This is a genomic window from Streptomyces sp. NPDC004111 (assembly GCF_042874215.1).
Classification (GTDB): Bacteria; Actinomycetota; Actinomycetes; order Streptomycetales; family Streptomycetaceae; genus Streptomyces.
Genome location: NZ_JBIAMU010000009.1, coordinates 133,457 through 155,522 on the forward strand (window position 1 = coordinate 133,457; position 22,066 = coordinate 155,522).

Consider the following 22,066-nt stretch of genomic DNA (forward strand, 5'->3'; position numbering starts at 1 on the left):
ACGGCCCGGTCAGTAGCTGGAGTCCGGCTCCTCGGCGTTGCGCCACAGCGTGAAGTCGAGGGTCACGTAGTCGCTGGGGTCGGAGGAGCCCGACTTGGCCTTCAGCGTCACCAGGGCGATGTGCCCCGACTTGGTGTGCACGCAGAACTGCGTGCCGGGGCCCGCCTGTCCGAGCGTGACGCGCTCGGTGAACCGGGTCTCGGCGCGGCAGGTCTTCAGCGAACCCTGCTGGGAGTTGTTCAGCAGCACCACCTGCGCGCTGCTGCTGCCGAGGTAGCGCTCGTCGCTCCAGTAGTAGAAGTCGGCGTCGTCCTCGTAGCCGGCGTCGCCGGAGTGGACCGGCTTGAGCGGCGAGTCGGCGAACCGCACGTAGTAGTCGTTGGGGACGTTCACGCCCTTGTACGTCACGGGCTTGGGGTCGGGGCGCGGCGTGCCGCCCTTGCCGGAGGCGGCGGCGCCCGGCTTGTTGTTCTGGGAACTGGTGGCCACGCCCGCGAGCAGCGCGGCGCAGCCCCCGACCGGCAGCAGCACCGCCGCGATCACGATCAGCGCGATTGCCCCGCCGCTCATCTTCTTCTTCGGCGGCGGCTGCGGCAGCCACCCCGGCCCCGGCTGCACCGGGTAGGGCGCCGCGTGCAGACTGTGCGGCTGCTGGGCCTGGGTGGGGTACGTGGGGTGGGCGGCGCCAGGACCGGGATGGGTGGCCGGGCCGGACGGCTGCATTCCGGGGTAGGTGCCCGGGTACGGCGGCGGGGTCGGCACAGCCGCGGCCTGCGGGGCGGGAGCGCCCGGCGGCGGGGTCGGGGCGGCGGCCCGCGGGGCGGCGGTGACCGGGGGCGGGGTCGCTTCCGCGGTCCGCGTCGGGGCGTGGTGCACCCCACCGGGGCCGGCCCCGGGAGCCCGGGCCGCCGCTTCCCCGGCAACCGCCCCTTCCTCCGCACCGGCCGCGTCGCGGCCCTTGTCCGCCTCCGTCGTCGTGCGCATCGCCGCCCAGGCGCGGGTCCGCCGGTCGATGTCCTCGGTCATCGCCTCGGGCAGCCAACTGCCCTGCTGGCTCAGCGGTTCCGGGGAGGCGGCCCGGCACAGCTCGATGATCTCCGCCGGGTCGGGCCGCTCGGCCGGGTCCTTGGCCAGGCAGCGCGCCAGGAAGCCCAGCTCCTCGGGCAGCCCGGTCAGGTCCGGCTCCTCGTGCACGATCCGGTAGAGCACCGCGTGCGAGTTGCCCTCGCCGTGCGCGGTCGCGCCCAGCGCCGCGTACACGCCGACCTGGCCGAGCGTGAAGACGTCGGAGGCGGGCCCGATCTCCCTGCCCGCCGCCTGCTCCGGCGACATGAACGCGGGCGTACCCACCGTGACGCCGGTCCCGGTGAGGGCGGTCGCGTCCGCCGCGCGCGCGATCCCGAAGTCGATCACCTTCGGCCCGTCGGCGCCCAGCAGCACGTTCGCGGGCTTCAGGTCCCGGTGCACGATGCCCGCCGCGTGGATGACCTTCAGCGCCTCGGCCATCCCGGCGAGCAGCCGCAGCACGGCGGGCACCGGCAGTCTGCCGTGCTCGGAGACGGCGACGGCCAGCGAGGGGCCCGGCACGTAGGCGGTGGCCAGCCAGGGCCGGCTGTCCTCGGTGTCGAAGTCGATCACGGGCGCGGTGTACAGCCCCTGCACGCGCTGCGCCGCCTGCACCTCAAGACGGAACCGCTGCCGGAACCCGGCGTCGTCGCCGAGCTCGGGGCGGATCACCTTGACGGCGATCGGATGCCCGCCCGGCGTGTACGACAGGTACACCTGCCCCATGCCGCCCGCACCGAGCCGGGCCGCGATGCGGTAACTGGAGACCGTACGGGGGTCCTTGTCCTCCAGCGGGTGGAACTGTCCGCCCGTACTGCCCTGCCGCATGCGCTTTCCCGCCCGTCGAACCGTGTGCAACCGTGTCGCTCTCGTCGGGTGGGAGGGTAGCCCAACGCGACGGGGGTCCTACGCTTCCTCCTCATGACCCACACCCGCACACCTGCGCCGCGCCGCTTCCTCGTCCTGCACGACTACGGCATGGGCGGCTGCTGGTGGTGGATCCTGGCGCGGTCCGAGCGCGAGGTGCTGGAGACATTCGCCTGGGTCGAAGTGGTCGACGACCCGCGGACGGTGGCCCGCTTCGAGACGGACGAGGACACCGAGGTGGTCGACATCGACGCTCCGCGGATGCCCCCGGGACTCGACACGCTGCGCGCGGAGCGGGCCGCCCAGCGCGACCACCCGGACTTCGGCGCGCTCGCCGGCCGGGACGTGGTGCACCTGCGGCGCCGCTGGGACGAGGACGACGAGGAACCGGTCGACTATCTGATGGAGATCGGCCCCGACGGCCGCCGCAGCCGCCAGGTGGAGGTGGCCGAGGACGGCACCGCCGTGCGCAGCACCCCCGACGACTGGGACTTCAACCCCCCGGTCGTCGACCTCTACGCCCCCGCGTCGGCGGCCCAGGAGATCGGCCCGGCCGAGTTCGAGGAGCACTGGGCACGGGCCCGGCCGATGACGGAGGCCGACCGCTAGGGCGGGGTCAGACCGCGCGGGCCTCCGCAAGCACCGCGTCCACGAAGGGGGGCCAGACCTCGGCCGCCCAGGGGCCGAAGGGGCGGTCGGTGAGGGCGACGGCGGCGAGGCCCGCGTCCGGGTCGACGAGGAGGAAGGTGCCCGACTGGCCGAAGTGGCCGAAGGCGCGGGGGGAGGAGGAAGAGCCGGTCCAGTGGGGGGACTTGGAGTCGCGGATCTCGAAGCCGAGGCCCCAGTCGTTGGGGTTCTGGTGGCCGAAGCCGGGCAGGACGCCCTTGGTGCCGGGGTAGTGCACGGTGAGGGTGGCCTCGGCGACCGTACGGGGGTCCAGCAGGCGCGGGGCCTGGAGTTCGGCGGCGAACCGCAGGAGGTCGCCGACGGTGGACACGCCGTCCCGGGCGGGGGAGGCGGCGCCTTCGAGCGAGGTGGCGGCCATGCCGAGGGGTTCCAGGACGGCCTGGCGCAGGTAGTCCGGGAAGGGGATCTCGGTGGCCTTCGTGAGGTGGTCGCCCAGGGCCTCGAAGCCCGCGTTGGAGTAGAGGCGGCGGGTGCCCGGCTCGGAGGTGACCCGCATCTCGTCGTACGCCAGACCGCTGGTGTGGGCGAGCAGGTGGCGGACGGTGGCACCGGGCGGGCCGGCCGGCTCGTCCAGCTCGATCGCACCCTCCTCGTACGCCACCAGGGCCGCGTACGCGGCGAGCGGCTTGGTGACGGAGGCGAGCGGGAAGCGGTGGTCCGCCGGGCCGTGCGACCCGAGGACGGTGCCGTCCGCCCGTACGACGGCTGCGGCGGCCGTGGGCACCGGCCAGGACTCGATCATCGTCACGCTCTGCATGACGTCGAGCCTAACCGGAGCCCGAACGGGCCCCCGGGCGGCAGGGGCTAGAAGAGGTCCAGCCGCATCGCCGGGTCCGGGCGGCGGGTGAAGCCGAGCGACGTGTACAGCGGCTCCGCCTCCGCCGACGCCCCCAGGTCCACCTGCCGCACGCCCCGCTCGCGGAACCAGTCCAGCAGCGCCTCGGTGCAGGCGCGGGCCCCGCCCGCGCGCCGGGCGTCCGGGGCGGTGACCACCCCGAAGACGTGGCCGCGGTTGCCGAGCGGGGACACCGGGTTGCCGATGCGGTAGTCGACCGTGCCGGCGGCCATCGTGCCCAGTCTGCCCGCCAGCGAGGGGTGCTCGGCGACGAAGACGGCGAAGTCGCCGTCCTGGTCCGCGAGCCTCTTGCGCAGCTCGGGGAGGGAGGCGTTCTGCCAGTCGGCCGCGGTGGGCCCGCGGCCCATCGACTCCAGCATCATCTGGCGCAGCCGCAGCACTTCCGCCGCGTCGTCGGCGTGCGCGCGCCGTACCGTTCCGTGATCCATGCGGCGCAGGTTACGCGGCGCCCGGCAAAGTTCTCCCGGGTTTTCCTTGCTTGGAGTGCACTCCAAGGTTCTAGCGTGGAGGACATGACGGTGATCGACAGCAGTCCCGTACAGAGCGCACAGGCCGAGGCGAAGCCCGCGAGGGGCACCTGCGAGACGGTCGGCGGACACCCGCTGCCCGAGGGCCGCGACCACTACACGATCAGTGAGGTGGCCGCGGTCACCGGGCTCACCGCGCACACCCTGCGCTGGTACGAGCGGATCGGGCTGATGCCGCACGTGGACCGCTCGCACACCGGGCAGCGCCGGTTCCGCAACCGGGACCTGGACTGGCTCGCGCTGGTCGGCAAGCTGCGACTGACCGGGATGCCGGTCGCCGACATGGTGCGCTACGCGGAACTGGTCCGCGCCGGAACGCACACCTTCGAGGAGCGGCAGGAACTGCTGGAGGCGACCCGCCGGGACGTGACGGCCCGGATCGCGGAGCTCCAGGACACCCTGGCCGTGCTCGACTACAAGATCAATGTTTATGCGGATGCCCGTCGGGCGTCGGAGAGGTTCTGACTTTTTCATGAGCACCCACAGCGACCGCCCCACTCTCGCCACCACCCGCCTCGGCGGTCCCGCCGGCCCCGAGGTCGGCATCCAGGGCCTCGGCTGCATGGGCATGAGCTTCGCGTACGGGCCCACCGACGCCGCCGAGGCACGGGCCACCCTGGAGCGGGCCCTCGAACTGGGCGTCACCATGTACGACACCGCGGACGCCTACGGGGACGGCGAGAACGAGCGGTTCCTCGCCCCCTTCGTCGCCGCGCACCGGAACGAGATCACCCTCGCCACGAAGTTCGCGCTGGCCGTGGACCCCGAGGACAACACCAAGCGGTTCATCAGCAACGACCCCGCCTACATCCGCAAGTGCGTCGACGACAGCCTCGGCAGGCTCGGCGTCGACGTCATCGACCTCTACTACATGCACCGGCGCGACGTGAACGTCCCCCTGGAGGAGACCGTCGGCGTGATGGCCGAACTGGTCGCGGCGGGCAAGGTCAAGCAGCTCGGGCTGAGCGAGGTCACCGGCGACGAACTGCGCGCCGCGCAGGCCGTGCACCCGATCGCCGCGGTCCAGTCGGAGTGGTCGCTGTTCAGCCGGGACATCGAGGCGGGCGTGGTGCCCGCGGTCGCGGAGAGCGGGGCGACCCTCGTCGCGTACTCGCCGCTCGGCCGCGGCTTCCTCACCGGGTCCTTCGCGAGCGCCGAGAAGGACCTCACCGAGGGCGACTTCCGCCGTCACCACCCCCGCTTCAACGGGGACAACGCGCAGGCCAACGCCGCGCTGCTGGAGCCGGTCCGGGAGATCGCCCGCACCCGGGGCGTCACCGCCGGCCAGGTCGCGCTGGCCTGGGTGCAGCAGCAGGCGCAGGTGCACGGGGTGTCGGTGGTCCCGATCCCGGGGACCCGCAGGCGCACCCGGGTGGAGGAGAACACGGCGGCCACCCGGATGGTGCTGAGCGCCGAGGAACTGGCGCTGCTGGAGCCGATCGCCGGACAGGTGGCCGGGACCCGCTACGCGGACATGTCCTTCGCCTCGGCCGGCCGGGAGTAACGGGAGCAACCGGCGGCGCGGAGCCGGGCCGGGGCGGACCTCCGCCCCGGCCCGGCGGCTCACGCCAGGCCCAGGGCGAAGGCGGTGAAGCCCGCGGCGAGCAGGCCCGCGAGCGCCCGCCGGTCCCGCGTCGTGGCACGGGCGTTCCTGCCCGGGTTCTCGAAGACGTGCGTGAACTTGGCGATCACGGCCAGCAGCACCGCGAACAGCGGCATCCAGGCGAGCCGGGCCAGGATCCACCCCGGAGTGTCGGGGGCGGCGGTCAGGCCCGGGATCGTACCGAGGTACGAGCCGGGGACCGCGGCGGCCAGCATCGCGGTCTGGTGCCAGCACAGGATCGTCATCGCGCACAGGTTGACGACGACCACCGGGGCCCAGAGCGCGGGACGCCGCAGCAGCTTCGCGATCCTCTCGCGCAGCAGGATCGCCGCACCGCTCTGGGCCGCGGCCAGGGCGAGCACCAGCAGCGACGGCGGGTGCGAGTTGGTGCGGTCCTGGCCGGGTACGCCGACCATCGACGCCGGGTAGTGGAACGCGAGGAGCAGCACGGCGAAGAGCACGGTGCCGCCGATCAGCAGCACCCGCGCGGCGCGCCGGGACAGCTTCTTCTCACCCCAGGCGACGCCCAGTTGGTAGGCGAAGAGCCAGCCGGGGAGCAGGTTGAGCAGGCTCAGCCAGGACGGCACGGCGTCCGCGTACGGGCCGTACCGCAGGAAGTCGACGACCGCGACGGAAGCGATCAGGGGCGCCGCCGACCAGGCGCCGGCCCGGCGGGCGGCACGGATGCACAGCGGGGTGAGCGCGGTGATCGCCGCGTACACCCCGACGAACCACAGCGGCTGTACGACGAGTTTGGCACCGGTGCGCAGGGTGGCCTCCGGGACGCCGAGGCCGTACAGCAGCGGAACGAGCAGCGCCCAGACGGCCGTCACACCGAGGACCGGACGGCCCAGGCGCACCAGGCGGCCCTTCAGCCACTCGGCGGGGCTGCCCTGGTGCCGGTGGAAGGACAGGACGGACGCGTAGCCGCCGACCAGGAAGAAGATGCCCAGCATCTGGAGGAACCAGCTGGCCGGGGCGAGGGCGGCGAAGGAGGAGAGCGGGCTGGCGTTGTGCAGCGAGCCCGCCTCGGCGTCGACGGTGAAACCGCCGAGCAGCCAGTGGCCGGTGGGCACCGCGAGCAGCGCCAGGGCCCGCAGCCCGTCGACGGCGCGGTCGCGGTGCGCGGGAGTACGGGCGTCGATCCTGGCGGCCAGCGCCGCGATTCCCCGGGGGCCGGACGCGGTTCGGGCGGCCGGGGCGGTGGCGGGGCGGGGGTCCGGGCGAAGGGCCGGACGGGGGGCCGGGGGCGTGAGGGTGCTCATCGGGCGGTTCCTTCGGTGATCGCGGCGAAGGCGCGGAGGGAGTCGGTACCGGGGGCGAAGTAGCCGGTGTGGCCGTGGGCGGTGGTGGCCGGCACGGGGCGGGCGCCGAAGTCCGCGCCCGTGGGGTCGGCGCCGTGGCCCAGCCCCAGGAAGCGGACGTTGGGGATGTTGCCGATCCAGTCGGTGGCGTCCCTGGCGGCCCAGACGCGGGCGCCGGTGCGCAGTTCGGCGACGCTGTCCGCGTGCATCCCGGGGGAGGCGAGGGCGACCAGGTCGGCGGCGTCCAGCCGGGGTGCGGCCAGCCCGCAGACGACCGAGCCGTAGCTGTGGCAGAAGACCGCGGGGTCCGGCGCGCCCACCGCGTCGAGCCCGTCCGTCAGCCGGACCAGCCGCTCGGCCCCCGCCTCGGCGAGCGACCCGGTCGCGGCGTCGATGCCGATGCCGACGGGGGTGGTGTAGCCGGCCCAGGCGATGACGGCGGTGTCCGGCCCGGTCTCTCCGCGCAGGCTCCGCGCCATCCCGGCCGGGGTGCCGTACGGGTCCTTCGCCCGGTCGTACGTCGAGGCGTCGATGTCCGAACCCGGTACGACGACCGCCACGTGCGCCGCCCGCCCCAGGTCCCCGTACACCTCGGCGACCTGCCCGCGCCCGCGGGGGTCGAAGGCGAGGATCTGCCGGCCGGGGGAGAGCAGCCGGGGGAAGCGGCCGTCGGCGCGCAGGGCGCGCCGGTTGGCCGCGTACCGCAGGGCGACCGGGGCGCCGTCGAGGTTCCCGACGACGAGCGGGTGACGGCGCGCCAGCGCGTCGCGCCGTTCAGCGCTCAGCCCCGCGAAGAACCGGTTCACCTGGGCCGGGGTGCCGGCCGCGGGGTCGGGCAGTCCCTCCGCGCGCCAGGCGTCGGTGCCGGGCGGTGGCCCGGTGATCGCGGTCTGGGCGTCGGCGGACGCCCAGCCGGCGGTTCCGCCGACCATGGCCACCGCGAAGGCCACGGCGGCCAACGTCCTCCTGAACCGGCGCATCGCCCCGCCCCACTTCCTGTCCCTGCCGCACGTTGCCGTCGTGATCGACGGCTTGACGTGGAGCAAGGTAGGAAGACGGTGGGTCCCCGGGCGTCACACCACGGGGCCAACTCCGGGGTGATACCGCAGTACTGGAGGTTTTCCGCACCCCAAAAGGTAGTGCTGCCCCCACCCCCCCCGCCGTCCCCTTGGGCGGCGGGGCCGCCCCCCGGGGGGCGGAACGGGCGGGCAAGGGGGCGGCCCCCGGCGGAGCCGCACCCCTCAGCCCCTGCCCAGCCCCGCCCCCTACCCCCTCAACGCATCCGCCACCTCACCCCGCGTCCCCCGGCGACACCAACCCCGACTCGTAGGCGAAGATCACCGCCTGCGCCCGGTCCCGCAGCCCCAGCTTCGCCAGCACCCGCCCGATGTGCGTCTTCACCGTCTGTTCGGCCAGGACCAGGTGGTCGGCGATCTCCTGGTTGGACAGCCCCCGGGCGATCAGCTCCAGCACCTCCGTCTCGCGCGGCGTCAGCCCGTTCAGCCGCAGCGACGGGTTGCGCCGGGGAGCGGGCCGCTGCGCGGCGAAGTCCGCGATCAACCGCCGCGTCACCGACGGCGCCAGCAGCGCCTCGCCCGCAGCCACCACCCGTACCGCCGCGATCAGGTCGGCGGGCGGCGCGTCCTTCAGCAGGAACCCGGACGCGCCCGCCCGCAGCGCCTCGTACACGTAGTCGTCCACGTCGAAGGTGGTCAGCATCAGCACCTTCGGCAGGTGCACCACCCCCGGCGGCGGGTTCAGGATCTCCCGCGCGGCGGCCAGGCCGTCCATCTCCGGCATCCGTACGTCCATCAGCACCACGTCCGGATGCGTGGACCTGCTGACCTCCACCCCCTGCCGTCCGTCCGGCGCCTCGCCCACCACGTCGATGTCGGCCTGCGCCGACAGCAGTGCGGCGAATCCGGCCCGCACCATGGCCTGGTCGTCGACGATGATCACGCGGATGGTCATGGCGCGGGGGAGTCCTTCTCTGTCGCATCGGGTGGAGTGCTGGAACCGGGGGAACCGGGGGAGCCGGGGACATCGGGCGAAGCGTCCGGGGCGGCCGCAGGCACCTGTTCCGAGGAGCCGGCACCACCGGCCGGACCGACGGCATCGGCCTCACCAGCGCCTGCCGCCGCCCCCGCCAACGGCAGCCGCGCCGCCACCCGGAACCCCCCGTCCGGCAACGGCCCGGTGTCCAGGGTGCCGCCGGTCAACCGTACGCGCTCGCGCATCCCGACCAGGCCGTGTCCGCCGGCCCCCTTCGCCTCCACGCGCGAAGTCGGCTCGGGGGCGGGCCCGTTGACCACCAGCACGAGCAGATCCGTGTCCTCCGCGCGCACCGACACCCGGGTCACCGCGCCCGGCGCGTGCCGCACCACATTGGCCAGGGCCTCCTGCACGATCCGGTACGCCGACAGGTCCACCGCCTGCGGCACCGCCGTCCGGCCCTCGCCCGTGACCAGCTCCGTCGCCATCGACAACTCGGCCGGCACCCCGGCCCGTACGGTGGCCTCCACCAGCTGCTGCACCTTGTCGAGACCGGGCTGCGGCGCCCGTTCGCCCTCGGTGCCCTCGCTGCGCAGCACCACCAGCAGCCGCCGCATCTCGGTCAGCGACTCCCGCGCGCTGGCGGCGATCGAGGCGAACTCCTCCTCCGCCTCCGGCGGCAGTCCGCCGATCCGGTACGGGGCCGAGTCGGCCTGCACCGTGATCATGGACATGTGGTGGGCGACCACGTCGTGCAACTCGCGGGCGATCCTGGTCCGTTCCTCCAGCAGCTGCCGCTGTGCCCGTTCGGCGACGCTGATGTTCTCCTGCTCCGCCAGCTTGCGCTGGGCCTCGCCGCGTTCGCGCAGCGCACCGCCGATCACCAGCACCGCGCCGCTCAGCACGATGGTCAGCACGTTGGTGCCGTCGCTGGCCTCCGGCTGCAGCTGGCCCAGCGTGATGCCGGCCACCGCGGTGGCGATCCAGACCCCGATCAGGGCCTGGCGCCGCTCCCGCAGCGCCAGCGCGAACAGCAGGAACAGCGACCCGACGATCGTGGGCGCCGGCCACGGCCAGATCGCGTTGCCCCGCGCCCCGTCGAGGAGGAAGAGACTGCCGATCACCCCGGCCGGGAAGACGATCCACCAGGCCTGCAACGGCCGGTGCGCGATCAGCAGCAGCGGCACCGACTGCGCCACCGCGAGGGCCCCGGCGATGCCCCCGGGCACGTGGTAGTCGTTGGCCAGCACCTGCACGGTGACCGGCAGCAGCGTGACCATCAGCGCGACCACCACGGCGTACGGCAGCAGCCGCTCCCACCGCTTGGGCGCGTCCGCGAGCAGCGGCGTCGGCGGGTGCGAGGGGTGGCTGACGGCGTACGCGAGGGAGCGCAGCTGGCGCATCCCGGCGGCGAACAGCCCGTCCACCGGCGGCGCACCGGCCGGTGCGGCGAAGGGGCGCGGCGGGTGGTCGGGGCGCCGCGGGGGGCGGGAGGGCGGAGTCGGTTCTCTCATGGCTCTCTCAGCGTAGGCAGCGCACCTGTCGTCCCACGTCATACCGGGGTCCGGAGCTCGCCCTCATACCGCGGTACTACCCCGCGTCCCGGCACCGCCCCGGCGACCCGGGAGTCCCGTGCGGCCCGGGAGTCCCGTGCGGCCCGGCAGCGTCATGCGTCCCGGCGGCCCGGGGCGCCACCGGCCTCCCGGGCGTCCCTAGAGCTCCGCGAGCAGTTCCGCCTTCTTCGCGGAGAACTCCTCGTCGGTCACCAGTCCCGCCCGGTGCAGGTCCCCGAGGTGGCGGATGCGCTCGGCGATGTCCGCGGGCTCCGGGCGGCCCGTGCCCACCCCGGCGTCCACCGCGACCCGCTCCCGGCCGGCGTCCACCGCCGGCACCGTGCTCCGTACCGCGGCCAGCACCGCGGCGGCGAACGGCAGCGACTCGTGCACCGGCCCGTAGCCCAGACCGAACACCACCGCCGCCGGGTCCTGGTCCGCCTGGCCGGGACCGCCGTCCTGGGGCGCCGCGTCCCGCCGCAGCAGCCGCAGATGGCCGTCGAAGACATCGGGGGAGCGCCACTCGACCCCGCTCAGCGAGGCCACCGGGAAGTTCTGGTCGCCGACCTTCCACTTCGCCGACGACGCACCGGTCCAGAACCACCGGAACGCCACCTGCGTCCCGTCGAAGCTGGCCTTCCCGTCGTACGCCTTGAACTGGAGCGGCCCCTGCGGCGGCGCCACCAGGAAACGCTCCACCGGCTCCGCGGCCACCGCCCCGCGCACCCGGCCCCGCAGTTCGTCCGCGTAGTACTCCGCCAGCACCTCGCGCTCCGCGGGCAGCACCAGCCGGTAGGGGTCGCAGCTCTCCTTGAGCTGTCCGGCGGCTGCCTCCATCAGCGGATCGGCGCCGGGTCTGGGCACCGCGTGCAGCACCACGGTGCCTCGCTTGCCCGGGGTCAGCGTCACGTCGGCCAACGCCTCGTGCGGGATGCGGCGCTCGCCGAGCGCGGAGAGCAGCTTCGGCGTACGTATCCCCCGTTCGAAGCGGATGAGCACGGAGTCGCTGTCGAACTCCCAGGTGGCATGAATTCCGGCCAGCACATCACCCATGCGGCTCATCGTATGCGGCGTCCGGCCGGACGTCGCCCCTCGGCGGCCACCGTGATTTCCGGCTTTCTACGCGCGTTGGACACCTCAGAGGGCCTCGTCACCGGCATCACCGCTCTTCAGGATTCCCGTCCGGCAGGTGTCGCCGCCACCCGCGCAGCTCACCGCGGTGTAGCTGCCGACGCCGATCCGCGCGAAGTTGCCGATGCTCACCGTGCCGGGTTCGAAGTACCCGGTGTGCCCGACGGCGTCGGACGCCGACAGCACCCGCGCCCCGAACTCCGGCGAGACCGGGTCCGCGCCGTGCCCGATGCCGCCGACCTCCAGGTACGGCACGTCCTGGATCCAGTCGTCGGCGTCCCGCATCGCCCACACCCGGGCGCCCGTGCCCAGGTCGGCCGCGGTGTCCGCCCGCATGCCGGGGCTGCCCGAGACCGCTATGTCGGTGACCCGCTCCGGCAGCTTCTTGGCGGCCACCCCGCACACCACCGACCCGTAGCTGTGGCAGAACAGCGACACCGGTACGGAGCCGGCGCCGGGCAGCGCCCCGGTCATCGCGACCAGCCGCCGCGCCCCCGCCTGCGCGGGCGCCCCGACCATCGCGTCCATGCCGAGTCCGACCGGCGCGGTGTAGTCGGCCCAGGCGATCACGGCGACCCGCTTGCCGGGGGCGGCCTCGCGCTCGGCGGCGTACAGCGACTTCGCCATGCCGACCGGGGAGGAGTACTTGCGGTAGGTCCGTTCGAAGTTCACGACGTTGGTGTCCACGCCGGGCACCACCACCGAGATGCGCTGGGCCCGCTCCAGGTCGCCGAAGACCTCCGCGACCCGCCCGCCGCCGTCCGGGTCGAAGGCCAGTATGTTGCGGCCCTCGCGCAGCAGTGCCGCGAAGCGGTGCATCCGTCGGTCGGCGTCCTGCTGGCCGGCCCGGGAGACCCGGGGGTTGTCCATGCGTCTGCTCTCGACCTTCTGGGCCTGGCCGAGTGCCCGCCGGTTCGCGGCGAAGCGCAGGGGCAGGGGAGCGCCGTTGAGGTTGCCGACCACCAGCGGGTGGTCCCGGACGAGCCGGCCGCGCTGGCCGGCGTCCAGCCCGTCGAAGAAGCTCGCCACGCGCTGCGGCGGGCCCTGCGGGTCGGGCAGCTCACGGCCCTCGAAGCGGCCGTGCCAGGCGGCGAAGGCCTCCTTCAGGGACACGTCGTTGTCCCGCTGGTGGTGGATCGCGGTCCAGCCGGTGATCGCGAGCATCACGAACACCACGGCCAGGGCGAGCAGAGCCCGCCATGCGGTGAGGGAGGGGGAGGAGTCGAAGGAAGTCACTGCGGGACACCCTAGGAGAAGCAACGGGGCCCGTGCGTATTCCGTGACGCGTATCACGTTTCGATAAAGGTGTGGAGGTCAGCCGGTGTATGCGGCAGTTATCCGCCCGGAACCGGCGGGTCCGTGGGGTGGCGCCAGGGGCGCTCCCGGCGGGCCCCGACGAGGCGCTCCGCCCGCCCCCGGCGGGTCCTCAACGAGGCGCTCCGCCCGCCCCCGCAGGGGCTCCGCCCGTCCCCGCAGGCGCTCCGGTGCCGTCGTCGGTCCCCCGCCAGTCCCCGGCCAGGGCCGGCCCCAGCAGGTCGAGGCAGCGCGCGGTCATCTCGCGTATGGCGGCCAGACTCGCGTCCTGGCGCCGTCCCCACATCCGTCCGGTGAGCCGCATCACCCCGCCGAACGCGGCCACCATGATCCGGGGCCGGGGGTCCGCGTCGACGTCGAGCCCCTCCCGCTCGGCGATGACGCGCGCCATCGCGTCCTCCAGCTCCGTCGAGCGGCGCAGATGGACCGCGAGCAGCGCGGGCGTGGACTCGATCATCAGATACGTGCGCATGTGCAGCTCGATCGGGATGACCGCCTCGATGGCCTCGCCGACCGAGTCCCACGCCCACATCACCGCGTTGCGCAGCGCCGTCAGGGGGGCCTCCTCGGCGGGCCGCTCGCGGACCGCCGCGAGGAAGCGCTCCTCCACCATCGACACGACGGTGAAGGCCACGTCCTCCTTGGAGGCGAAGTAGCGGAAGAAGGTGCGCTGCGAGACCTCGACGGCGTCCGCGATCTCGTCGACCGTCGTCCGCTCGTACCCCTGGGTGGTGAACAGCTCCAGGGCGACCCGCAGCAGCGAGTCGCGGGTGCGCCGCTTCTTGCGCTCGCGCAGTCCGCACACCCGCTCGCGCCCTGTCCGGTCGCTCGTACGGCGTCCGGTCGGCCCCGGGGCTTCCAACTGGTCCGCCATCGCTCCTTGGTCCTGTTTCTCCGATTTGGGCTGCTCAGCTTACCTGTGAGCTACGTGACAGTTACTGGCTTGTGAATTGGTTCGTCAAGTGTCAGCGACTGTCACTAATCTGAGCAGCATGACTGCACAGACCACGCTCGACAAGGTGCCGCCGGGCCCCGACCCCGCACCGCAGAAGGCCAAGGGGCTTCGCGGCCACCCGTGGCTGACGCTCTTCTCCGTGGCCATCGGCGTCATGATGGTCGCCCTCGACGGCACCATCGTCGCCATCGCCAACCCCGCCATCCAGCACGACCTCAAGGCATCCCTGGCCGACGTCCAGTGGATCACCAACGGCTATCTGCTCGCCCTCGCGGTCGCGCTGATCACTGCGGGCAAGCTCGGTGACCGCTTCGGCCACCGGCAGACCTTCCTGATAGGCATCGCGGGCTTCGCCGCCTCCTCGGCCGCCATCGGCTTCTCCAAGGAGATCGGCCTGGTCATCGCCTTCCGCGTGCTCCAGGGCCTGTTCGGCGCGCTGCTCATGCCGGCCGCGCTCGGCCTGCTGCGCGCCACCTTCCCCGCCGAGAAGCTGAACATGGCGATCGGCATCTGGGGCATGGTCATCGGCGCCTCCACCGCGGGCGGCCCGATCGTCGGCGGTCTCCTCGTCGAGCACGTCAGCTGGCAGTCGGTCTTCTTCATCAACGTGCCGGTCGGCATCGTGGCCCTGCTCTTCGGCCTGTTCATCCTGCTCGACCACCGTGCGGAGAAGGCGCCCAGGTCCTTCGACATCCCCGGCATCCTGCTGCTCTCCGGGGCGATGGGCGCACTGATCTACGGCATCATCAAGGCCGGTGAGTCCTGGGGCTGGGACGGTGCCAACACCTGGGCGTGCATGGGCGGTTCCGTCGTCCTCTTCGCCCTGTTCGCCTTCTGGGAGACCAAGGCCAAGGAACCGCTGATCCCGCTGGCGATGTTCCGCTCCGTACCGCTGTCCGCCGGTGTGGTCCTGATGGTCCTGATGGCGTTCGCGTTCCTCGGCGGCATCTTCTTCGTGACGTTCTACCTCCAGGGCGTGCACGGCATGAGCCCGGTCGACAGCGGTCTGCACATGCTGCCGCTGACCGGCATGATGATCGTCGCCTCGCCCGTCGCGGGCATGCTGATCACCAAGTTCGGGCCGCGGGTGCCGCTGGTGGGCGGCATGGTCTTCACCGCGATCGCCATGTTCGGCATGTCCACCCTGGACGTCGGCACCTCCACGCTCACCATGTCGCTCTGGTTCGCGATGCTGGGCCTCGGCCTCGCGCCGGTCATGGTCGGTGCCACCGAGGTCATCGTCGGCAACGCCCCGCTGGAGCTGTCCGGCGTGGCCGGCGGCCTCCAGCAGGCCGGCATGCAGGTCGGCGGTGCGCTCGGCACGGCCGTCCTCGGTGCCGTCATGTCCTCGCGGGTCAGTGCCGAGTTCGCGGGCAACTGGAAGGAGGCGGGCATTCCGGCCCCGCCGTCGCCGCAGCTGGAACAGGCCGCCGAGTTCGGCATCGTCCCGGCCGAACTGGCCAAGGCGCCGGGCATGACGCCCGAAGGGGTCAAGGCGATCAGCGGCGTCATCCATGACACGTTCGTGTCGGGCATGGGCTTCGCCTTCTCCATCGCCGGAGGCGTCGCCGTGGTCGCGGCACTCGTCGCCTTCTTCACCAAGCGCGGTGAGAACGCGGACGCCTCGGGCGGCGGCGTCCACATCTGAGGTCGTGCCGGTACGTCACCGGCACCCGCACAAGCGTCAACTCCGCGCCCCAGCAGCCCCGTCGGACCGGTTCCGGCGGGGCTGTCGCCTATCCGGGTGATCCCCTGCCCACCCCCTTTCGCCGGTACGTTTGCGCAGGTCACGGTGGTGCCACGGAGAGCCGCACACCGAACTGCGGCCACGGAAACGGGGGGACGATTCCTATGAAGCTGCTGCGCACCACCGCACTCGCCGCCACCCTGACGGCCACCGCACTGCTGCCGCACACCGCCGTCGCGGAGGCACCGGCGCAGGCCCCGGCAGCCGCGACGAACACCCCGGCGCCCGCGCAGGCCCCCGCGCCCGCGACGGCCCTGTACCCCGCGGCCCGGCCGAAGGCCCCCGGTCCCGCGCCCGACGTCCGGCTCGGAAGCTGTGCCGCCGGCGAGCTCTGCCTCTGGCAGCACCCCGGCTTCCGGGGCAAGCGGTACGCCCACGAGCTGGCCGGTACCGACATCGAGTCCTGCGTACCGCTGCCGCCCGGCACCGACGCGCAGGCGCTGGCCAACCGCACCGGCCGCCCCGTCACCACGTACCAGTCGGCCGAGTGCGCGGAGACCGGCGAGTTCGACACCTATCCGGGCGGCGGCAGCTGGGTGCCGCAGTCGCCCTACCGGGTGCGGGCGTTCAAGGTCTGGGAGAGCTGAGCCCCGCACCCGGGCCCTGCGGGGGTACGGCCGGCAGGGTCGTCGCGGCCCCGTCCGACGAGAGCCGGCCGACCTCCGCCCGCAGCTCCTTGATCTCCCGCGTCAGCGCCTCCAGCAGCTCCGTCTGCCGGCGCTCCTCGGCGTCGTCCCGCTCGAAGCGGGCGATGAACCAGGCGGCGATGTTGGCCGTCACCACACCCAGGAGCGCTATCCCCGACAGCATCAGCCCGACCGCGAGCACCCGCCCGAGCCCGGTGGTGGGGGAGTGGTCGCCGTAACCCACCGTCGTCATGGTGGTGAAGGACCACCAGACGGCGTCGCCCAGGTTCTTGATGTTGCCCTCCGGGGCGTCCCGCTCCACCTCCAGCACCGCCAGCGAACCGAACATCATGAGCCCCACCACCGCACCGCCGACGTACGCGGTGAGCGTGATCTGCGGGGCCATCCGGGCCCGCCGCCCCACCAGCAGCAGCGTCGCCACCAGCCGCAGCAGCCGCAGCGGCCTCGCCAGCGGCAGCAGTACGGCGAGCAGATCCAGCGGATGGCTGCGGACGAACAGCCACTTGGCCGGTGCCAGCGACAGCCGGACCAGGTAGTCCGCGGCGAAGACGGCCCACACCGCCCACTCGGTCACCGCGCAGGCGCGGTGCACCCCGGGGGCGGCGTCGGGCGCGACGATCGGCACCGCGTACGCGACGGCGAAGACCAGCGCGAGGGCGAGGAGGGGGATCTGGGTGCGCCGCTCCCACCGGATCTGAGCGGTTTGCTGCTTCATGCCCGGCATCGTAGGGAACGCCGAAGGGCGGCGGGACCCCAGGGGCCCGCCGCCCTTCTCACACCGCTGCTGGTTGCCTACCGGGCCTCAGGCGTCGCCGCCCGCGGCGCCCGGGTCGGCCGCCGTCACGTCGAGCAGCTGGTAGCGGTCCACCGCCTGCTTGAGCACCGAACGGTCGACCCTTCCCTCCTTGGCGAGCTCGGAGAGCGTCGCCAGGACGATCGACTGCGCGTCGATGTGGAAGAAGCGACGGGCCGCGCCACGGGTGTCGGCGAAGCCGAAGCCGTCCGCGCCCAGCGAGGTGTACGTCCCCGGCACCCAGCGCGAGATCTGGTCCGGAACCGAACGCATCCAGTCGGAGACGGCCACGAACGGACCCTCGGCGTGCGTGAGCTTCTGCGTCACGTACGGCACGCGGATCTCTTCCTCGGGGTGCAGGAGGTTGTGCTCCTCGCACTCCACGGCCTCGCGCCGCAGCTCGTTCCAGGACGTCGCGGACCAGACGTCGGCCTTGACGTCCCACTCGTCGGCGAGGATCCGCTGCGCCTCGACGGCCCACGGCACCGCCACGCCCGAGGCCATGATCTGGGCCGGGATTCGGCCCTTCTCGCCGGCCTTGAAGCGGTAGATGCCCTTGAGGATGCCCTCGGCGTCCACGTTCTCCGGCTCGGCCGGGTGCTGGATCGGCTCGTTGTAGACGGTCAGGTAGTAGAAGACGTCCTCGGCGTTCTCGCCGTACATCCGCCGCAGACCGTCCTGCACGATGTGCGCGATCTCGTACCCGAAGGCCGGGTCGTAGGAGACGCAGCCCGGGTTGGTGGACGCCAGCAGCTGCGAGTGGCCGTCCGCGTGCTGGAGGCCCTCACCGGTCAGCGTCGTACGGCCGGCGGTCGCACCCAGGACGAAACCGCGCGAAAGCTGGTCGGCCATCTGCCAGAACTGGTCACCGGTGCGCTGGAAACCGAACATCGAGTAGAAGACGTACACCGGGATCAGCGGCTCGCCGTGCGTGGCGTACGCGGAGCCCGCCGCGATCAGCGAAGCCGTGCAGCCCGCCTCGGAGATGCCGTCGTGCAGCATCTGCCCGGTCGGCGACTCCTTGTAGGCGAGGAGCAGATCGCGGTCCACGGCCTCGTACTGCTGGCCGAGCGGGTTGTAGATCTTCGCGCTCGGGAAGAACGCGTCCATGCCGAAGGTGCGGTACTCGTCGGGTGCGATCAGCACGAACCGCTTGCCGATCTCCTTGTCCCGCATGAGGTCCTTCAGTACGCGGACGAACGCCATGGTCGTGGCGATCGACTGCGAGCCGGAACCCTTCTTCGCAGCCGCGTACGTCTTGTCCTCGGGCAGCGCGAGCGGCTTGGCGCGCACCACCCGGCTCGGCACGTACCCGCCCAGCGACTGCCGGCGGTCGTGCATGTACTGGATCTCCTCCGAGTCGCGGCCCGGGTGGTAGTACGGCGGGGCGCCGTTCTCCAGGTCCTTGTCCGCGATCGGGATGTGCAGCCGGTCGCGGAACCGCTTGAGGTCCTCGGCGGTCAGCTTCTTCATCTGGTGGGTCGCGTTGCGGCCCTCGAAGTTCGGGCCCAGCGTCCAGCCCTTGACCGTCTGCGCCAGGATGACCGTCGGCTGGCCCTTGTGCGCCTTGGCCGCCGCGTAGGCCGCGTACACCTTCTTGTGGTCGTGGCCGCCGCGCCCGAGGTGCAGGATCTGCTCGTCGGTCATGTCCTTGACCATGTCGCGCAGCCGCTGGTCGTCGCCGAAGAAGTGCTCGCGGATGTACGCGCCGGTCTCGGTGGCGTACGTCTGGAACTGGCCGTCCGGCGTCGTGTTGAGCTTGTTGACCAGGATGCCGGTGCGGTCCTGCGCGAGCAGCGGGTCCCAGGAGCGGTCCCAGACCAGCTTGATGACGTTCCAGCCGGCGCCGCGGAACTGCGACTCCAGCTCCTGGATGACCTTGCCGTTGCCGCGCACGGGGCCGTCGAGGCGCTGGAGGTTGCAGTTGACGACGAAGGTCAGGTTGTCCAGGCCCTCGCGGGCGGCGATGGACAGCTGGCCCAGCGACTCGGGCTCGTCCATCTCGCCGTCGCCGAGGTAGGCCCAGACGTGCGACTTGGAGGTGTCGGCGATGCCGCGCGCCTCCATGTAGCGGTTCATCCGGGCCTGGTAGATCGCACCGAGGGGGCCGAGGCCCATCGAGACGGTCGGGAACTCCCAGAAGTCCGGCATGAGGCGCGGGTGCGGGTACGAGGAGAGCCCGTTGGGGAACTTGGACTTCTCCTGGCGGAACGCGTCGAGCTGCGTCTCGGTCAGCCGGTCGAGCAGGAAGGCGCGGGCGTAGATGCCGGGCGAGGCGTGGCCCTGGAAGAAGATCTGGTCGCCGCCGTCGCCCTCGTCCTTGCCGCGGAAGAAGTGGTTGAAGCCCACGTCGTACAGCGAGGCGGAGGAGGCGAAGGTGGCGATGTGGCCGCCGACGCCGATCCCGGGGCGCTGGGCCCGGGAGACCATCACGGCCGCGTTCCAGCGGGTCGCGTTCAGGACCTTGCGCTCGATCTCCTCGTCACCGGGGAAGAACGGCTCGTCCTTGGTCGCGATCGTGTTGACGTAGTCCGTGCTGCGCATCTCGGGCACGGCCACGCGCTTCTCGCGGGCACGCTCGATCAGTCGGAGCATCAGGTAGCGGGCCCGCTCGCGGCCCCGTTCGTCGACGGCCGCGTCGAGCGAGTCGAGCCACTCCTGGGTCTCCTCGGGATCGAAATCCGGGACCTGGCTCGGCAGGCCGCCAATGATGATCGGGTTGCGATCGGATCCGGAAGCCACGCTGTTCCTTCGCTGGTAGGGAATTGACCACGTACGGGGTGTCACAGTCTGGGTGTCGCGCCGCTGTCCATCGTGTACCCAGGGGACGTAAACGTCATCTCTACCGAGGGGTAACCGCTGATTGCAGATCGACCGCCCGGCCGCCGCCAATGACCGGCTTCGACCAAATCGCAACCTTACGCCCCACCCGTTCACGTGTTTCGTCAAACCGTTCGTCCCCGAATGGCGCAACGAAGGAGCAGAACCACACAAAGCGTCCCTAATGGTGTGGGATGAATCACTGCGCGGGCTTCGCGGGGCGTCAGAAGTTGCGGCGGGGGCGTCCCATCCGTCACCGTTTCGGCGGTCCGGGCGGCCGGGTACTTGCGCGATCGGTCCCGCCCGTGTGGACTACGGCCAATGCCGCGCACGCGCGCGGCTCAGGCACATTGCTGAAAAAGCACTTCCCGAAAACAGATCAGGAGGCAATCCGTGAGCGCGACCGCGGACCACGCGGAGGAGCGGACCAACCCTGCCGCGAGGCTGGGTTTCCAGCCCGAGCAGGTGGTCCAGGAGATCGGCTTCGACGACGATGTCGATCAGGAGCTCCGCGAAGCCATCGAGGAGATCATCGGCGGCGAACTCGTCGACGAGGACTACGACGACGTGGCTGACGCCGTCGTCCTGTGGTTCAGGGACGAGGACGGCGATCTGACGGACGCGTTGGTGGACGCCACCACGCTCATCGAAGACGGTGGCACCGTCTGGCTGATGACTCCGAAGACCGGCCGTGACGGCTATGTCGAACCGAGCGACATCAACGAAGCCGCACAGACCGCCGGTCTCTCGCAGACCAAGAGCATCAATGCGGGCAAGGACTGGACGGGCAGCCGTCTCGTCACGCCGAAGGCGGCGAAGTCCGGCAAGCGCTGACAGCCGGTAACGCCTCATCGCAGCACGAACGGTCCCCGTCGACGCAGGTCGGCGGGGACCTTTTGCGTAGGCTGGCCGCAACCCGTACGGCCCAGTGGAAGGCAGGAAACATCTGATGGCCATCGAGGTGGGCGCCGCGGCCCCGGACTTCACGCTCAAGGACAACCACGGCCGCACCGTGCGCCTGTCCGACTTCCACGGCGAGAAGAACGTGGTCCTCCTCTTCTATCCCTTCGCCTTCACCGGGGTCTGCACCGGCGAGCTGGCCGCCCTCCAGAAGGGCCTGGAGAGGTTCGTGAACAAGGGAGTCCAGCTGCTGGCCGTCTCCTGCGACTCCATCCACACCCTGCGCGTCTTCGGCGACCAGGAGGGTCTGGAGTACCCGCTGCTGTCCGACTTCTGGCCGCACGGCAACGTCTCGCGGGCGTACGGCGTCTTCGACTCGGACAAGGGCTGCGCCGTGCGCGGCACGTTCGTCATCGACAAGGAGGGCGTCGTGCGGTGGTCGGTCGTCAACGGGCTCCCGGACGCCCGGGACCCGGACGACTACGTCAGGGCCCTCGACACGCTCTGATCCCGGCGAGAGCCTTGGGACCCGAGGAATTCGGGACTTAAGTCCTGCCGTGACCGGGAACCGGTCACTAGGATCAACTCGTTGATCCGATGCCAGCTGCACTACGGGGGCAGGGCTTTTCCCGAGCCCCTCGACACACTTTGGAGGACTCGTGGGAGTCAGCCTCAGCAAGGGCGGAAACGTCTCGCTGTCCAAGGCCGCCCCGAACCTGACGGCGGTCGTCGTCGGTCTGGGCTGGGACGCGCGCACCACCACCGGCGGCGACTTCGACCTCGACGCCAGCGCCATCCTGACCAACGACGCGGGGAAGGTCGCCAACGACTCGAACTTCGTCTTCTTCAACAACCTCAAGAGCCCCGACGGCTCCGTCGAGCACACCGGTGACAACCTCACCGGTGAGGGCGAGGGCGACGACGAGGTCATCAACGTGAACCTGGCCGGCGTACCGGCCGACGTCGCGAAGATCGTCTTCCCGGTCTCGATCTACGAGGCCGAGTCCCGCCAGCAGAGCTTCGGCCAGGTCCGCAACGCGTACATCCGCGTCGTGAACGCCGCCGACAATACCGAGCTCGCCCGGTACGACCTCAGTGAGGACGCCTCGACCGAGACCGCCATGGTCTTCGGCGAGCTGTACCGCAACGGCGCGGAGTGGAAGTTCCGTGCCATCGGCCAGGGCTACGCCTCGGGCCTGCGCGGCATCGCGCAGGACTTCGGCGTCAACGTCTGAGCCGGGCCTCGGCCCCCGGGCCAGGCCGCACTTCGTCCGGCGCCGCACTGAACCAGTGCGGCGCCGGACG

The 22,066-nt window shown here is 72.0% G+C and carries 20 protein-coding genes; 8 read left to right on the top strand and 12 right to left on the bottom strand.

What is annotated here, in order from left to right:
• Nucleotides 1–9: 9 nt before the first annotated feature.
• On the bottom strand, nucleotides 10–1,893 hold the full coding sequence (locus ACFYVL_RS19180; protein WP_389246185.1) for a serine/threonine-protein kinase: 1,884 nt from the start codon (nucleotides 1,891–1,893) through the stop codon (nucleotides 10–12).
• A gap of 93 nt (nucleotides 1,894–1,986) precedes the next feature.
• Between ACFYVL_RS19180 and ACFYVL_RS19185 the strand changes: the two genes are divergently transcribed.
• Nucleotides 1,987–2,541, top strand: coding sequence for a hypothetical protein (locus ACFYVL_RS19185; protein ID WP_389246187.1), 555 nt, complete (start codon nucleotides 1,987–1,989; stop codon nucleotides 2,539–2,541).
• A gap of 7 nt (nucleotides 2,542–2,548) precedes the next feature.
• Here ACFYVL_RS19185 and ACFYVL_RS19190 read toward each other — a convergent pair whose 3' ends face one another.
• Both ACFYVL_RS19190 and ACFYVL_RS19195 read right to left on the bottom strand, forming a co-directional pair.
• Nucleotides 2,549–3,376, bottom strand: coding sequence for a serine hydrolase domain-containing protein (locus ACFYVL_RS19190; RefSeq protein WP_389246189.1), 828 nt, complete (start codon nucleotides 3,374–3,376; stop codon nucleotides 2,549–2,551).
• 47 nt (nucleotides 3,377–3,423) lie between these two features.
• Nucleotides 3,424–3,903, bottom strand: coding sequence for a GNAT family N-acetyltransferase (locus ACFYVL_RS19195; protein ID WP_389246191.1), 480 nt, complete (start codon nucleotides 3,901–3,903; stop codon nucleotides 3,424–3,426).
• A gap of 84 nt (nucleotides 3,904–3,987) precedes the next feature.
• Between ACFYVL_RS19195 and ACFYVL_RS19200 the strand changes: the two genes are divergently transcribed.
• Nucleotides 3,988–4,467, top strand: coding sequence for a MerR family transcriptional regulator (locus ACFYVL_RS19200; protein WP_389246193.1), 480 nt, complete (start codon nucleotides 3,988–3,990; stop codon nucleotides 4,465–4,467).
• A gap of 7 nt (nucleotides 4,468–4,474) precedes the next feature.
• Complete coding sequence (locus tag ACFYVL_RS19205) at nucleotides 4,475–5,506, top strand: aldo/keto reductase (RefSeq protein WP_389246195.1); 1,032 nt, start codon at nucleotides 4,475–4,477, stop codon at nucleotides 5,504–5,506.
• A gap of 59 nt (nucleotides 5,507–5,565) precedes the next feature.
• On the opposite strand, the gene ACFYVL_RS19210 is transcribed toward ACFYVL_RS19205, so the two are convergent.
• The 7 genes from ACFYVL_RS19210 to ACFYVL_RS19240 form a co-directional block, all read right to left on the bottom strand.
• The gene (locus tag ACFYVL_RS19210; RefSeq protein ID WP_389246197.1) at nucleotides 5,566–6,870 is read right to left on the bottom strand and encodes an acyltransferase; all 1,305 of its coding nucleotides are present in this window, start codon (nucleotides 6,868–6,870) and stop codon (nucleotides 5,566–5,568) included.
• On the bottom strand, nucleotides 6,867–7,889 hold the full coding sequence (locus ACFYVL_RS19215) for an alpha/beta hydrolase (protein ID WP_389246199.1): 1,023 nt from the start codon (nucleotides 7,887–7,889) through the stop codon (nucleotides 6,867–6,869). The genes ACFYVL_RS19210 and ACFYVL_RS19215 overlap by 4 nt, the downstream gene beginning before the upstream one ends.
• Before the next feature lie 310 nt (nucleotides 7,890–8,199).
• Nucleotides 8,200–8,880: a response regulator gene (locus ACFYVL_RS19220; protein ID WP_389246201.1), complete on the bottom strand. Its 681-nt coding sequence runs from the start codon at nucleotides 8,878–8,880 to the stop codon at nucleotides 8,200–8,202.
• Nucleotides 8,877–10,304: a sensor histidine kinase gene (locus ACFYVL_RS19225; protein WP_389246572.1), complete on the bottom strand. Its 1,428-nt coding sequence runs from the start codon at nucleotides 10,302–10,304 to the stop codon at nucleotides 8,877–8,879. Before ACFYVL_RS19225 ends, ACFYVL_RS19220 begins: the two co-directional genes overlap by 4 nt.
• A 309-nt stretch (nucleotides 10,305–10,613) precedes the next feature.
• Entirely contained in the window at nucleotides 10,614–11,507 is an 894-nt protein-coding gene (locus tag ACFYVL_RS19230; protein WP_389246203.1) for a DUF4429 domain-containing protein, read from the bottom strand.
• Between the two features lie 84 nt (nucleotides 11,508–11,591).
• A complete protein-coding gene (locus ACFYVL_RS19235; protein WP_389246204.1) occupies nucleotides 11,592–12,821 on the bottom strand; it encodes an alpha/beta hydrolase in 1,230 nt (409 codons plus the stop codon).
• Nucleotides 12,822–13,011: 190 nt separating this feature from the next.
• Entirely contained in the window at nucleotides 13,012–13,773 is a 762-nt protein-coding gene (locus ACFYVL_RS19240; RefSeq protein ID WP_389246206.1) for a TetR family transcriptional regulator, read from the bottom strand.
• A gap of 118 nt (nucleotides 13,774–13,891) precedes the next feature.
• Here ACFYVL_RS19240 and ACFYVL_RS19245 point away from each other — a divergent pair, with 118 nt between their 5' ends.
• Both ACFYVL_RS19245 and ACFYVL_RS19250 read left to right on the top strand, forming a co-directional pair.
• A complete protein-coding gene (locus ACFYVL_RS19245; RefSeq protein WP_389246208.1) occupies nucleotides 13,892–15,502 on the top strand; it encodes an MFS transporter in 1,611 nt (536 codons plus the stop codon).
• A gap of 212 nt (nucleotides 15,503–15,714) precedes the next feature.
• Nucleotides 15,715–16,188 (top strand): peptidase inhibitor family I36 protein, encoded by a 474-nt coding sequence (locus ACFYVL_RS19250; RefSeq protein ID WP_389246574.1) that lies wholly within the window; start codon nucleotides 15,715–15,717, stop codon nucleotides 16,186–16,188.
• Here ACFYVL_RS19250 and ACFYVL_RS19255 read toward each other — a convergent pair.
• Nucleotides 16,169–16,972, bottom strand: coding sequence for a potassium channel family protein (locus ACFYVL_RS19255; protein ID WP_389246210.1), 804 nt, complete (start codon nucleotides 16,970–16,972; stop codon nucleotides 16,169–16,171). The genes ACFYVL_RS19250 and ACFYVL_RS19255 overlap by 20 nt on opposite strands.
• A 78-nt stretch (nucleotides 16,973–17,050) precedes the next feature.
• Entirely contained in the window at nucleotides 17,051–19,783 is a 2,733-nt protein-coding gene (gene aceE, locus ACFYVL_RS19260) for a pyruvate dehydrogenase (acetyl-transferring), homodimeric type (RefSeq protein ID WP_389246212.1), read from the bottom strand.
• Between the two features lie 471 nt (nucleotides 19,784–20,254).
• Here aceE and ACFYVL_RS19265 point away from each other — a divergent pair, with 471 nt between their 5' ends.
• The 3 genes from ACFYVL_RS19265 to ACFYVL_RS19275 all read left to right on the top strand — a co-directional run bounded on the left by ACFYVL_RS19265 (nucleotide 20,255) and on the right by ACFYVL_RS19275 (nucleotide 21,996).
• Nucleotides 20,255–20,695: a DUF3052 domain-containing protein gene (locus tag ACFYVL_RS19265; protein ID WP_389246214.1), complete on the top strand. Its 441-nt coding sequence runs from the start codon at nucleotides 20,255–20,257 to the stop codon at nucleotides 20,693–20,695.
• A 115-nt stretch (nucleotides 20,696–20,810) separates the two neighbouring features.
• Nucleotides 20,811–21,269 carry a peroxiredoxin gene (locus ACFYVL_RS19270; protein ID WP_389246216.1) on the top strand — a complete coding sequence of 153 codons (459 nt, stop codon included), beginning with the start codon at nucleotides 20,811–20,813 and terminating at the stop codon, nucleotides 21,267–21,269.
• A 151-nt stretch (nucleotides 21,270–21,420) separates the two neighbouring features.
• The gene (locus ACFYVL_RS19275) at nucleotides 21,421–21,996 is read left to right on the top strand and encodes a TerD family protein (RefSeq protein WP_389246218.1); all 576 of its coding nucleotides are present in this window, start codon (nucleotides 21,421–21,423) and stop codon (nucleotides 21,994–21,996) included.
• Nucleotides 21,997–22,066 lie beyond the last annotated feature (70 nt).